Annotated in this window: 13 protein-coding genes; 10 read left to right on the top strand and 3 right to left on the bottom strand. The window is 52.0% G+C overall.

Annotation, left to right across the window (positions count from 1 at the left end; genetic code table 11):
• The first annotated feature begins 4 nt into the window (after positions 1-4).
• Together A4Z71_RS04240 and def are read left to right on the top strand one after the other, a co-directional pair.
• Positions 5-1,207: a MinD/ParA family ATP-binding protein gene (locus A4Z71_RS04240; protein WP_418219386.1), complete on the top strand. Its 1,203-nt coding sequence runs from the start codon at positions 5-7 to the stop codon at positions 1,205-1,207.
• A complete protein-coding gene (def, locus tag A4Z71_RS04235; protein ID WP_070954692.1) occupies positions 1,207-1,704 on the top strand; it encodes a peptide deformylase in 498 nt (165 codons plus the stop codon). Before A4Z71_RS04240 ends, def begins: the two co-directional genes overlap by 1 nt.
• Here the strand turns inward: def and A4Z71_RS04230 are convergent.
• Complete coding sequence (locus A4Z71_RS04230) at positions 1,701-3,527, bottom strand: AMP-dependent synthetase/ligase (protein WP_070954691.1); 1,827 nt, start codon at positions 3,525-3,527, stop codon at positions 1,701-1,703. The genes def and A4Z71_RS04230 overlap by 4 nt on opposite strands.
• Before the next feature lie 143 nt (positions 3,528-3,670).
• On the opposite strand from A4Z71_RS04230, the gene A4Z71_RS04225 reads away from it, so the two are divergent.
• Genes A4Z71_RS04225 through A4Z71_RS04215 form a run of 3 tightly spaced genes read left to right on the top strand, consistent with a single transcriptional unit; the run spans position 3,671 to position 6,712 of the window.
• Positions 3,671-4,615, top strand: coding sequence for an ROK family glucokinase (locus A4Z71_RS04225; RefSeq protein ID WP_070954690.1), 945 nt, complete (start codon positions 3,671-3,673; stop codon positions 4,613-4,615).
• Between the two features lie 39 nt (positions 4,616-4,654).
• Positions 4,655-5,344, top strand: coding sequence for a lysophospholipid acyltransferase family protein (locus tag A4Z71_RS04220; protein WP_070954689.1), 690 nt, complete (start codon positions 4,655-4,657; stop codon positions 5,342-5,344).
• A 6-nt stretch (positions 5,345-5,350) separates the two neighbouring features.
• Positions 5,351-6,712, top strand: a complete 1,362-nt coding sequence (locus tag A4Z71_RS04215) for a class II 3-deoxy-7-phosphoheptulonate synthase (RefSeq protein ID WP_070954688.1) — start codon at positions 5,351-5,353, stop codon at positions 6,710-6,712.
• A gap of 28 nt (positions 6,713-6,740) precedes the next feature.
• Here A4Z71_RS04215 and pknB read toward each other — a convergent pair whose 3' ends face one another.
• The gene (pknB, locus tag A4Z71_RS04210) at positions 6,741-8,681 is read right to left on the bottom strand and encodes a Stk1 family PASTA domain-containing Ser/Thr kinase (protein ID WP_070954687.1); all 1,941 of its coding nucleotides are present in this window, start codon (positions 8,679-8,681) and stop codon (positions 6,741-6,743) included.
• Positions 8,682-8,762: 81 nt separating this feature from the next.
• Between pknB and A4Z71_RS04205 the strand changes: the two genes are divergently transcribed.
• Positions 8,763-9,110: an Rv2175c family DNA-binding protein gene (locus tag A4Z71_RS04205; protein WP_070955244.1), complete on the top strand. Its 348-nt coding sequence runs from the start codon at positions 8,763-8,765 to the stop codon at positions 9,108-9,110.
• A gap of 70 nt (positions 9,111-9,180) precedes the next feature.
• Here the strand turns inward: A4Z71_RS04205 and A4Z71_RS04200 are convergent, their stop codons facing one another.
• On the bottom strand, positions 9,181-10,296 hold the full coding sequence (locus A4Z71_RS04200) for a polyprenyl synthetase family protein (protein ID WP_070954686.1): 1,116 nt from the start codon (positions 10,294-10,296) through the stop codon (positions 9,181-9,183).
• Positions 10,297-10,363: 67 nt separating this feature from the next.
• On the opposite strand from A4Z71_RS04200, the gene A4Z71_RS04195 reads away from it, so the two are divergent.
• From A4Z71_RS04195 to A4Z71_RS04180, 4 genes are all read left to right on the top strand, one after another.
• A complete protein-coding gene (locus tag A4Z71_RS04195) occupies positions 10,364-10,717 on the top strand; it encodes a DUF3040 domain-containing protein (RefSeq protein ID WP_070954685.1) in 354 nt (117 codons plus the stop codon).
• Between the two features lie 245 nt (positions 10,718-10,962).
• Complete coding sequence (mraZ, locus tag A4Z71_RS04190; RefSeq protein ID WP_070954684.1) at positions 10,963-11,394, top strand: division/cell wall cluster transcriptional repressor MraZ; 432 nt, start codon at positions 10,963-10,965, stop codon at positions 11,392-11,394.
• A 102-nt stretch (positions 11,395-11,496) separates the two neighbouring features.
• Positions 11,497-12,453: a 16S rRNA (cytosine(1402)-N(4))-methyltransferase RsmH gene (gene rsmH / locus A4Z71_RS04185; RefSeq protein WP_070954683.1), complete on the top strand. Its 957-nt coding sequence runs from the start codon at positions 11,497-11,499 to the stop codon at positions 12,451-12,453.
• Positions 12,450-13,043, top strand: a complete 594-nt coding sequence (locus A4Z71_RS04180) for a hypothetical protein (RefSeq protein ID WP_070954682.1) — start codon at positions 12,450-12,452, stop codon at positions 13,041-13,043. The genes rsmH and A4Z71_RS04180 overlap by 4 nt, the downstream gene beginning before the upstream one ends.
• Positions 13,044-13,049: the final 6 nt, after the last annotated feature.

The raw sequence follows: 13,049 nt of genomic DNA, 5'->3' as shown, positions 1-13,049 counted from the left end.
GGCTATTTGGGGAAAAAAACCAGAAGACCACGCTGACGACTTTTTAGCACCTCGGGCAGCGGAAGTAGAGCAGCCAGTGCGCACGCACTCGCTTGCTGAGGTCGCTGTCGATGCCGGCACCGTAGATGTTTCGCCAGGAACTTCTTCAATCGAAGTGGTGACTGAAGCGCCTATCGTTTCTGAAGTCGAGCCTCGAGTTGAACCTGAAGTAGCGAAAAGATCAAACTATTCGCGACGTGATTCTCTGCGCGGAGAGGTTTTTGATCAGCCAGAACCCGCTGCGATGCTTACCGCAGATCGATTGCTTGACTCTTCTGCGCGCAACCGTCCGGCTCCAGAATCCGGCTTCCGTCGTTTTATTTACTTCGCCAGTCTGAAAACTATTAATCCCGGCGATTCGCTCAAAGTCCGCGAGCGCAAAGCGCTTGATGCGCGCATCTCGGCGAATTTAGAGGGTGGCGCCAAGTTTGTTCCAGTGCTAACTCGTAAGGGTGGCGTGGGCAAAACCACAGTCAGCACTTTGCTCGGCATGGCTTTGGCGCTATCTCGTGAAGACCGAGTAATCGCGATCGATGCGAACCCAGACCGCGGCACCCTAGCTGAGCGAGTGAGCAAATCAACTCGATTCACGGTTCGAGACGTTGTCAACCGAGCTGCTGCAATCGATGGATTCACCGACTTCTCAACCATGGTTTCGCGCGATGTCACGCGTCTTGACGTGTTGGCCTCTGATTCTGACCCGATGCTCTCTGAAGCCTTCGACGAGGGTGATTACAACGTAGTTGCCGACATGGCTGCTCGTTACTACTCAATTGTGCTCACTGACTGCGGTACTGGCATTGTGCACTCGGTTATGCGCCCAACTTTGCAGCGCGCTAGTGGACTAGTTATTGTCTCCGGTGGTTCGGTTGATGAAGCCCGCTTGGCTTCCGAGACCCTAACCTGGCTTGAGGCTAATGGTTACGGCGATTTGGTCCGTAACTCGATTGTCGCGCTAAACACAGCAACTCAGGCAACAGAATTGGTGAAGCTCGATGAAATCGAGCAGCACTTTAGAACTAGAGTGCGCGACGTGGTTCGAATCCCATACGACCCAGCCCTGGCGGCCGGTTCAATCATCAAATTCAAAGACTTGAAACGTGGTACTCAAGAGGCAGCGCGCGAGCTTGCGGCCCTCGTAGTTGATGGGTTAAACGACCCAATCTAATGACGGTAAGGCAAATCAGGCTGTTCGGTGATCCTGTTTTGAAAACCGTAAGTGAGCCAATTCTGAAAATTGACGATTCGGTCAGAAATCTCGTCACTGACCTTCTCGATACCACCAAGGAACCCGGACGCGCCGGCGTTGCGGCACCGCAGATAGGCGTAAATCTTCGCGCGTTTAGTTACAACGTCAACAAGCAGGTTGGCTACATCCTCAATCCGGTTTTAGTAAAAACTTGGGGCGAAAAAGTTCTGCTCGATGAAGGCTGTTTATCGGTGCCGGGACTATGGCACAAAACTCCGCGGTTCGAATTCGCTCGTGTTGAAGGAACCGACCTTAGTGGGGCGGCAATTGTTCTGGAAGGCGACGGGCTCATGGCGCAGATGTTGCAGCATGAGTGCGATCACCTAGATGGGCTCGTCTACTTGGACCGTCTTGATAAAGCTGAGCGCAAAATTGCTATGCGAACCGTGCGCGACTCCGACTGGTTCAGTATTTAGTTGATTCCGTTTTCACCGGTTGCCGGGTTGGAGTCGTACATTTCTTCAACAATGGGCGAGTAATCACGCATCACAATCTCACGCTTGATCTTGAGTGAGGGAGTGAGGTGACCGGTTTCTTCAGTGAGTTCTGAACCGATGACCACAAATTTACGAATCGACTCTGCCTTTGAGAAGTTCTTGTTTACTCGATCAACAGCGCGCTGAACCTCAGCCAACACTAGAGGGCTCTTGGCGGCATCGGCAAGACTCATGGTCTTGTCACCACCGTTGTTGGCCAGCCAAATCGGCAGCATTTCAGCATCGAGCGAAATTAGTGCCGATACGAATGGTTTCTGATCTCCAACTACAACAGCCTGGCCGATAAGTGGGTTTGCGCGGAGCGGATCTTCTAGGGCAGCGGGTGCGACATTCTTTCCGCCGGCGGTTACAATCAGTTCTTTTTTGCGTCCGGTGATAGTCAGGAAGCCCTCGTCGTCAAGTTCACCGATGTCTCCGGTCTTGAACCATTCACCGTCCATTGCGGCCGCGGTAGCTTCAGGATTGCGCCAGTAGCCGCGCAGGATGTTGTTGCCGCGGAGCCAAATTTCACCGTCATCGGCGATTTTGATTCCAGTTCCCGGTAGCAGTTGACCAACTTTGCCAATTTTCACTTTGGCTGGCCTGGTAATCATTGCCGGTGCTGTGGTTTCGGTCAGGCCGTAACCCTCAAGCACGATTAGTCCAATGGCTCGGTAGAAGTGGCCGAGGCGCGCACCGAGCGGAGCTCCGCCCGAAATAGCAAATTTGACTAAACCGCCCATGGCTGCGCGAATTTTTTTGTAAACCAGCACATCAAACAGTTTGTGCTGAATCTTGAGGCCGAGGGACGGACCCTCTGGAGTATCTAACGCCTTTGAGTAAGCAATCGCCGTGTAAGCCGCTTTGCGGAAAATCTTGCCTTTGCCGCCTGCTTCAGCTTTTTGTTCAGCTGAGTTGTAAACCTTTTCGAATACTCGCGGGACGGCAAGTAGAAAGTGAGGTTTGAAGCTAACCATCGCTGGTCCAACATTTTTCGAGTCTGGTTGGTGGCCAACTTTGATTCCTGCGTGTACGCAGAGAACGTTTATGAATCTTGCGAAAACGTGAGCTAGCGGCAGGAACAACAGAGTGCTGTGGCCTTCGATTAGTACCTCAGGAATATCGATGGTCGCATTCTTGCTAAGTTCGACAAAACCGCGGTGGGTTAGCTCGCAACCCTTAGGGCGACCGGTTGTTCCGGAAGTGTAGATAATCGTCGCGAGGTCGTATAGCCCAGCCGAATTTCTGCGCATTTCTAAAGTCTCGGCTGAGGTCTCTTTGCCGAGACGACGCAGTTGCTCGAGCGAGTCACCATCAAAGGTCCATACGGAACGGACCATTGGGGCACTTGCCTTGATTTGTTCAAATCGATCTAGGTGCTCTTGATTTTCAACAAAAAGCGCTACCGAATCCGAGTCAGAAAGAATCCACTCCATTTGGCTCGGTGCTGATGTCTCATAAATTGGCACGGTAACTGCACCGGCGAACCAGATGGCAAAGTCGACCAACGACCACTCGTATCGGGTGCGTGACATGATGGCAACTGCCTGACCCGGCTGGATTCCAGATGCAATCAGGCCTTTGGCAACACTTTCAACATCGGCGAGGAACTCTGCGGCGGTAACAGTTTTCCAGGTGCCGTCGTGCTGGTCGACACCGTAAAGAGGTAGTTCAGGAGTCTTCGCTGCTCGATTTATGAGCAGGTCAGTGATGTTTTCCGAATTGTCTGAAACAACTAGAGCTGGTGCATCAAAAGACTTCACTGTCTACCTCCAAGGCAATTAACTTTCGACTACTTTACTTCGCAATTTCTGGATAACTCTCCAATTGGATAACGAAAAAGAAACTGATTTTTGTTGACAATCGATAAACTTAGGTTTCCTGCCAACCCAACCTAAGGTTTTAGATGCATTCAATTGGAATCGACATTGGCGGCACCAAGATTGCCGGCGCTCTGGTTGATGCGAACGGCAATATTCTGCAAGAGTCGAAGGTGCCTTCGCCGGCCGATAGCGCTGATGGGCTTGTGGCCGCGGTTGTCGATTTGGTCCAAGATCTGTCACTCAATCGCTCAATTTTGGGTGTCGGCGTTGCTGCTGCCGGATTTATTGACGCCGCAGCCGCCAACGTTATTTACGCGCCTAATCTCAACTGGCGAAACGAACCGCTCAAAAACAGGCTTCAGTCAAAAATTGATTTCCCGGTGGTCATCGAGAATGATGCTAACGCGGCAGGTTGGGCTGAGTACAGATACGGCGCTGGACGTGGCTATAAGCACATGACGATGCTGACCATCGGCACCGGCGTCGGTGGGGCAATCATCGTAGATGGGCGAGTGCTGCGCGGTGGATTTGGTGTCGCTGGCGAATTAGGGCACATGCGAGTTGTTCCAGATGGCTTACCTTGCGGCTGCGGTCAGAATGGCTGTCTCGAATCTTATGGGTCAGGCACAGCATTACTGAAGTCTGCTCGTGCTTTGGCAAACTCGGCAGATCCTGCTGGCGCTCGTTTGCGAGAACTCGAGGCTACCGCCGGAGAACTCAGTGGCGCGCAGGTATACCAGGCGATCGTCGAGGGGGACCCGGGAGCGCTCAGGTTACTAGAACAGTTGGGCACACATTTGGGTCGCGCTATCGCTTCTCTGTCCGCAATTCTCGATCCAGAGGTTGTGGTTATCGGTGGCGGGGTCAGCGCAGCCGGTGAGTTACTGCTCGGTCCGATTAGGGATGCTTATCAACGCAATCTTCCAGCTCGTGGCTTCCGGCCAGAGCTCGAACTAAAAGTCGCTGAATTGGTCAACGATGCTGGCGTCGTGGGCGCAGCCGATTTAGCACGGGTGGCCTTCGGCTAGACTAGAAAGTCCTTGCCGCTTCGTTGAGAGAGGGTTGAATTGGCATATTTCATCTTGAAAAACCTAATTCTTGGCCCTTTGCTCCGAGTAATTTTTCGGCCCTGGGTTCGCGGCATCGAGAACATTCCCGCATCCGGTGCAGCCATCCTGGCTAGCAATCACCTCAGCTTCTCAGACTCAATCTTTTTGCCACTGATGATTCGCCGTCCGGTTGTCTTTTTGGCGAAGAGTGAATATTTCACCGGTAAAGGAGTCAAGGGAGCCCTCACCAGATGGTTTTTCAAAGCCACGGGGCAGCTTCCAATTGACCGTTCGGGCGGCAAAGCATCAGAAGCCTCGCTAAATACCGGGCTTGGAGTTTTGGCTCAGGGGCAAGTTTTGGGCATCTATCCCGAGGGCACCAGAAGCCCTGATGGCAAGTTGTATCGAGGACGAACCGGCATCGCCAGAATGGTGCTTGAGGCCAAAGTTCCAGTTTTGCCGGTTGCCATGATAGATACCGAAAAGGTGCAGGCAATCGGGCAGCGTTTTCCAAGAATTCGCCGCATCGGCATTGTCGTTGGCGCTCCGCTTGATTTCTCGAGGTTTGATGGCATGGAGGGTGACCGAATTGTGTTGCGGGCCGTGACCGACGAAATTATGTACGAGTTGATGAAAATCAGCGGTCAAGAATACGTGGATGTTTACGCATCATCCGTGAAAGAAAAACAAGCCAGATTGGCAAGGTAGGAAAGAATGAACGAACCGGTAATAGTCGCAGATCCTAAGGTGTTGGCAGGACTCGACAACTATAAAAACTTGCCGGCGGCGCAGCAACCTACGTGGCCTGATCAAACCAAACTCGCAAAAGTTCGTGAAACACTTAGCTCACTGCCACCACTTGTTTTCGCTGGTGAGGTCGACAACCTTAGGGATCGCCTGGCGGTAGCCGCTTCTGGAAAGGCGTTTTTGCTGCAGGGCGGAGACTGTGCTGAAACTTTCGCAGATGCCACGGCAGATCGAATTCGCAACCGAGTGAAGACACTGTTGCAGATGGCCGTGGTTTTGCAGTACGGAGCGTCAATGCCGGTCATCAAAATGGGGCGCATGGCCGGGCAATTTGCCAAGCCCCGATCTTCAGACACTGAGACTCGAGACGGAGTTACGCTACCGGCATATCGTGGTGACATCGTCAACGGCTATGACTTCAATGAAGCCAACCGTATTGCCGACCCGGATCGAATCTTGCAGGCCTATCACACCTCAGCCTCAACCCTGAACCTGGTCAGAGCATTCACCCAAGGTGGCTTTGCCGATTTGCGTTCGGTGCACGAGTGGAACCGAGGATTTGCGGATAACCCCGCAAACAGCCGCTACTTGTCGTTGGCTCAAGAGATTGATCGCGCGGTCAGATTCATGGATGCCTGTGGCGCCGACTTCAGCGAATTGAAGAGCACCGAGTTTTATGTCAGCCATGAGGGCTTGCTGTTCGATTACGAACGGCCGTTGGCTCGCATCGATTCGCGTACCGGAAACCCGTACCTAACCTCAGGGCACTTCATCTGGATTGGCGAACGAACTCGACAGCTAGACCACGCTCACGTTGATTTCTTGTCTCGGGTTCGTAACCCAATCGGCGTCAAGCTTGGACCAACAACCCAGGTCGAAGATGTTCTGGCTCTAATCGAGAAACTTGACCCAGAGCGCGAACCCGGAAGACTAACTTTCATCACCAGAATGGGTGCCGGCAAAATCCGTACCGAGCTTCCTAAGTTGGTCGAGGCAGTGCGCGATTCAGATGCGAATCCGCTTTGGATCACCGATCCGATGCACGGTAATGGCTTCACCACCAAAAATGGCTACAAGTCTCGTCGGTTCGATGACGTTATGGATGAAGTTAGGGGTTTCTTCGAGGTTCATCATGCGCTAGGTACCCATCCGGGTGGAGTGCACGTCGAACTTACCGGCGACGATGTTGCCGAGTGCCTCGGTGGCTCTGACGCAATTGATGAGGCCAGCCTAGAAGAACGCTACGAGTCGCTTTGCGACCCAAGACTGAACCACATGCAGTCGCTTGAGTTGGCTTTCTTGGTTGCCGAGGAGCTTGCCAAGCGTTAGTTTTCGCTTTCGCGTGAGGAAGATTTTGCTAGCGTGACGAAATTGTCACGCCCGAGCCAACTTTGACCATGGTTCCCGCTGCTGGCGAAGTTGTTTTGACCTTGGCAATTCCCCAACGGCTTTGAAGCTGGTCGGTATTTACCGTGACGGTGAGGCCCAACTGTTCGAGTGCTGTTTTTGCGGCTAAAAGCGTTTCGCCAACTAGATTCGGCATTGCGACAAGATTCGGGCCCTTTGAAACGATTAAATTTACGCTTCCGCTTTCACCCAAAGGTTCAGTCAAAGGAACCAGCGAGATTACTTTTCCAGCGGCAACCTTGTCGCTGAATTCTGTGATTACCTCGGCAACCGATATTCCCACCGCTGAAAGTGCGATCTTTGCCTGATCTTCGGTCAGTTCAACCACCACTGGAATTTCACCCAGTGAAACCTTCAAGTCAATGGCTGATCCTTCGGCTAGGGTGGTGCCATCGCTGCCGGTGTGTTCAAAGACTTTACCGATTGGCGCCTGCCCGAAGAACGAATTCACCGACCCGAGCTTGAATCCTTGGGCCAATATTGCTGCCTGCGCTTCCGGCAAGGTTTTGCCAACTAATTTTGGTGCCGCAAGCATCTCAGGTCCAGTTGAAACAACTAGGACTAGGTCGCCGCCAAAGAACCACGAACCAGCCGCCGGTTCAGTTCGAATAATGTAGCCGGCTGCAGTTTCCGAATCTGACTCTTCACTGATTTTGATGTTTGGATTTAGTTCCACAAGCGCGGCCTGGGCCTCGTCTACGGTTCGGTTGGCAAGGTCGGGTACTGCTTTGAAGCCATTGGGGCCAGCACCAAACCACCAGCCCACACCCATGCCCAGCAGCACCGTTAGTGCTGCTGCAATTATGACTTTGAAAATTGGGCTCTTTGGTCGTTTATGGTTTGGGCGGCTACTTGCTTCGACCGGTGAATCAGAGAAATTAAAAATCTCAGTTTGTGCTGAACCAACTGTTTGCGCTGTACCCAAAACCTCAGTCGCGGCAGCAGTAGTCTGTGGATCAATTCCATCGATCAATTCAGTCTGGTTGGCTGCGGAAAAGTTTAGGGGAGTCGTCTGCTGAACTCCAGAGCTTGCCAACTGTCCTGCATCATGTCGCTGCTGCGCAACGGAGATACCGGACTTTAGCTTCTTAATGATTGCCAAAACAACGTCTGCATTTGCCGGTCGCAGGGCAGGGTTTTTCTCAGTCAGCCAGCCGACCAGTTCATCCAAGTCCCGGGGGATTGACGGGATACTATCCGAGGGTAGCGGGGTCTTCTGGCTGGTGTGGGCCATCGCGATTTGTATTGCTTGATCACCCTTGAAAGGTTGTTTGCCGGTTAGTAGCTCGTAAAGAACAATGCCAATCGCATAAATGTCGCTCCGCTCATCTATGTAGCCCCGCTCAATCAGCTCTGGAGACAAGTACGCGGCGGTACCCACGAGCGAATCTGCCGATGTTTGATTGTTGACCGAACGCGCGAGTCCGAAATCGGATAACTTTACGCTGCCGTTGTCAGCTAACAAGATGTTTTCTGGCTTTATGTCTCGGTGCAAAATTCCGGCCTGATGGGCTGCGGCTAAGCCCTGAAGAGTTGGTTCGATGGCCTCGAGGCTGCGACTAGCATCGAGAGCGCCAAACCTTGAAAGCGCATTGCGCAGAGTGATACCCGGCACATATTCCATGACCAAAAATGGCCGATCGTTCCATTCGCCCTGGTCAAAAACATTCACCAAATTCGGATGGCTGAGGCGCGCCGCAATTTTTGCTTCTTGCAGGAATTTTGCTCGAAAATTTGGCTCTGCGGCTAGGTGCGGATGCACTAGCTTTAGCGCTACTCGTCGCTCCAGGCGAGAATCTTCGGCAAGGTAAACCGTTGCCATTCCACCCGCGGCTATGGTGCTGAGGATTCGATATCTTTCGCCAACAATTTGGCCATCAAGATCAGTCATTTTTTCCTCAGTTTTGGGTATTCTCGCAATATTCAACCATGAGGCGATGTAAATGCAGCGTTGGTGTGGCAATCTAATACGGTGAATGAAGTTTTGTCTGGCGTTACAGACTGGTACACGATTGAAGAAGTTGCTGAGCAGTTAGGCATCTCGGTCGGCAAAGTCCGGCGACTAATCCAAGAGCACCAAATTTTCGGCGTTCGGCGCGACGGCCAGATTATGGTTCCGCAGGAAATAATCATTGATGGCGAACCGCTAGCGAGCTTGCACGGAACCTTGATTGTGCTACTTGATTCAGGCTTCACTATTGAGTCAGCGATAAATTGGCTTTACACCTACGATGAATCGCTACCGGGAACCCCGATGGAGTTTCTGCTCAAAGGTCACAAGTCTGCGGTGCGCCGTCTCGCAATGTCTCTGGCCCTCTAGAACCAGCTTCTTGCTGACAGTCGGAGCCGATCAAAATTCGTAGCGGCCAGGCTGCGCACCAGTCAGGCTGTTAGGCGTCTCGATTAATCACTTTTAGAGCCAGTTGCTCCAGCATGGCTTTTGCATTTGAGTCCATCTCGATTTGCTTCAGATTATGCAGGCTCTCATCGGCCAAATCGTTCATCATCCGTTCGGTTTTAGCTAGTGCACCAGAATCGATGATGGTTTGCTGCATGAAGCTGATTTGTTCCGCGTCGAGGCTTCTCGAGGTGAGTAGTTCGTCGAATATTTTGCCAACTGATGTCGGCAGCGACTCTCTGGTGAGCCCAACTAAAACAGTTCTTTTACCTTCGCGCAGGTCGTCTCCAGCCGGTTTGCCGGTTACTGCCGGGTCGCCAAAGACTCCCAAAACATCGTCTTTAAGCTGAAATGCCATACCGAGCGGGATTCCGAAGGATGATAGCGCCCGTATGTGGGCTGGGCTTGCACCGGCAAATGCTGCACCGATTAGTAACGGTGCTTCAATTGAGTACTTTGCGGTCTTGTAAAGCATCACTCGGTTGGCGCGGCTCACCGCTTCTGAGATTTCTCGGCTCACGGCAGCGTTTTCTTCAACTACGTCCAGATATTGACCCGCCATTACCTCAACGCGCATTTTGCTAAATTCACTGCGGCAGGCCCGTTCAATTTCTACGGTCGGAGCGTCAATCAGTGCTCGACCGAAAATTTCACTGGACCAGCCAAGCATGAGATCGCCAACCAAAACCGAACCGGCAATCCCAAAACGCTCTGCCGATCCGCTCCACGAGGTGTCGGCGTGCAATAGCTCGAATCGCTTGTGAATTGCAGGCTTACCTCGGCGCGTATCTGATTGGTCAAGCAAATCATCGTGAACTAATGCGGCAGCATGAAACATTTCAAGTGCTGCAGTAACGCCGACTATAGCGGCCGCAGACTTTTCCAGCTGTTCTGGAGTGTGGTGATGCGTTGAGTTTTTTAGTGCTCCCGCCCACGACCAATAGGCGAATAGTGCCCTGAATCGCTTACCACCGCTGAGCAAGTCTTTGCTGAAATCCACCAGAGGCAATAAATCGGCTGAAATCGTTTCGAATTCAAGCCGACGAGATTGACAAAAATCATCCAGGGATTGCTGAATCAAATCCAGCAGGATCTTGCTTTCGTTCACGGGAATAGCCTAACTGCCGCCGAGGGTTTACTCTGATTGTAGGCATTGGCAAAAGTTGGAGCAGAACATGGGTTTAACTGAGCGAGAGCAAAAACTTCTTGAAGAACTTGAGCGCGGGCTTGCTGAGTCAGAACCGGCGCTGGCTCAAAAGTTTCGCGAGCCAAATGCAGCTTCCCCACGAAGACTAATTGCTGGCGCACTTCTAGCTCTGGCTGGCCTGTCGATCCTGGTTTTTGCGGTCATGACGCAAATAGTGGTTATCGGAGTCATCGCGTTTTTGGTGATGCTGGGTGGCCTGTTCTTGGCTAGCTCAAATGTTTCTGTGCCAAATGCCCCACAAACTTCTAAATCCGAACCGAAGCGTTCCGGCGGCAGTTTCTTCGATGATCGCTGGGATCGTCGGCGTAGCGGCGATTTATAGGCCTTGATACGCAGCCCCCGAAAGGGGGCTATTTTTTTTGCTTAATTTCTGGACCGAACCAAGTTGGGTTCGTAAAAACAATCATTTTTTGTCATATTTGGTAAATTTCCCTCCACTAAAAAAAGTCCCTAAAATTCGGGATAAAACGACACGCCGTGTGAAAAAATTACTCGATTTTCTAGGTTTTGTGGTGCGAAGTGGTGTATAGTGGAGGTAGATGTAATCAAGAACTGAAGGGGGTCACGATGCTGCTAGGCACTCACGCCCCAAAACTTGATGAAAAAGGCCGAGTAATTTTGCCGGCCAAGTTCCGCGATGAGCTTCAGTCGGGTTTAGTAATCACCCGTGGGCAAGACCGCTGCCTCTATGTCTTCAGCAGTGCCGAGTTCAACTCGGTTCACGAAAAGATCAAACAGGCGCCAATCACCTCAGCAGATGCCCGAAACTACCTGCGCGTATTTCTCAGCGGTGCTTCAGATGAGCAACCAGACAAGCAGGGTCGCGTAACGATTCCAGCGGTATTACGCGAATACGCCGGGCTTGACAAAGAATTGGTCGTAATCGGTGTCGGCTCCCGCGCAGAAATTTGGGATGCAGCCACTTGGAACAGCTACCTTGCGGCACAAGAAACCTCGTTCGCCAACGTTGCGCAGGAGGTGATTCCGGGGCTCTTCTAGCCTGATTTTGAATCTTCAGCCGTTCGCTCATCTCTAACTGAGGTAACAGAAAACCAAGCTCTGTTGAACGGATGAGGAATCAGGGTCAGGCACCCGGTTCAAATGAAGCAAATCAACCAACTACACAAACCAGTTCTACTAGAGCGCTGCATCGAATTGCTGGCACCGGCTTTGCAGAAGCCTGGCGCGGTCCTAGTCGACGGAACACTCGGATTAGCTGGCCACGCAGAAGCGTTTTTGCAGGCATTTCCAGGGTTGGTTTTGGTTGGCATCGACCGCGATCCAAAGGCACTTGAACTTGCGGCCGAACGCCTTAAAACCTTTGCAGACCGCACTCACCTGGTGCACGCCGTTTATGACGAAATCGAGGATGTTCTAGACGAACTGGGCATCGAGTACGCGGATGCTATTTTGCTTGATCTGGGTGTGTCTTCGATGCAACTTGACGAGGGGGAGCGCGGCTTCGCTTACAGCTACGATGCTCCGTTGGACATGCGAATGGACAACACCACCGGCATGACCGCGGCAGATGTTCTCAACACCTACAACGAAAACGATTTGGTTCGAATTTTCAGGGATTACGGTGAAGAGAAATTCGCTAAGCCGATCGCTCGCCAAATTGTTGCGACTCGAAACTCTCAACCTTTTGAAACCAGCGCACAGCTTTCTGGATTGATCATCAAAGTAGTGCCGTTCATCAAAGGTAAATCGTCTGGCCACCCGGCTAAACGAGTGTTTCAGGCCTTGCGTATTGAGGTCAACCAAGAACTTGAGGTCTTGCGTCGCACCATTCCAGCTGCGATTTCTGTTTTAGGCGTCGGCGCACGAATTGTCGTTTTGAGTTACCACTCACTTGAGGATCGCATCGTCAAGACCGAGCTGGTCAGTAAAGCGACCTCGTCAGCTCCGCTGGGTTTACCCGAGCTGCCAGAGCATGCCCCAGTTTTGAAACTTTTAGTCAAGGGTGCCGAGTCGGCCTCTGATCTCGAAATTAGTGAAAACCCAAGAGCAGCTTCGGTGAAACTTCGCGCTGCTGAAAAGATCCGGAGAGCAGCATGAGCATTGCAAGAGTAACTTCGCCAGTTCGACCTGTTTCTCAGGTAACCAAGCCTCGACTTAGGGCAGTAGAGCTGCCAACTTTCACCAGTCGCTCTAGCATGGCCGTTGTTGGAGTGATCACTCTTGGATCACTTGCCATCGCACTTTTGGGTCTAATCATGCACATGCTTACCTCAAGCGCAGTTTATGAACTAGCCAGTATTCAAAAAGAAAAACGAGAACTAACCACCACGGCTCAGATTTTGAGCGAAGAGGTCGGCTCGCTCTCCTCGCAGCAAAACCTGGCAAACGCGGCTCAGAAGCTCGGAATGATTGCCAATGCTAACCCGGTGTTTTTGCGTATCGAAGATCAAAAAGTTTTTGGAAAACCAAAGGCAGCCTTAGACACCTCTGGTCGAGTTAGTAGAAACCTAGTGCCGAACGCCGCGCTCACCGAGCGTTCAACTTTGGCAACTGAAGTCCAGTTGGCTGGAAACCTTGGCGCAACCGCGGAAACCGGCGTCAAAACTCAGGATGTCGCTCCGAAGAAAACTAATCAGCCTGAAGTAGTTTCAACAGGTGGCGTTATTCCAGCTTCTCCAACGCACTAGATAGGC

This window comes from Candidatus Rhodoluna planktonica (genome assembly GCF_001854225.1).
GTDB lineage: Bacteria > Actinomycetota > Actinomycetes > Actinomycetales > Microbacteriaceae > Rhodoluna > Rhodoluna planktonica.
Note: the sequence above shows the minus strand (reverse complement) of the source record. Positions and strands in the feature narration are given on the sequence as shown.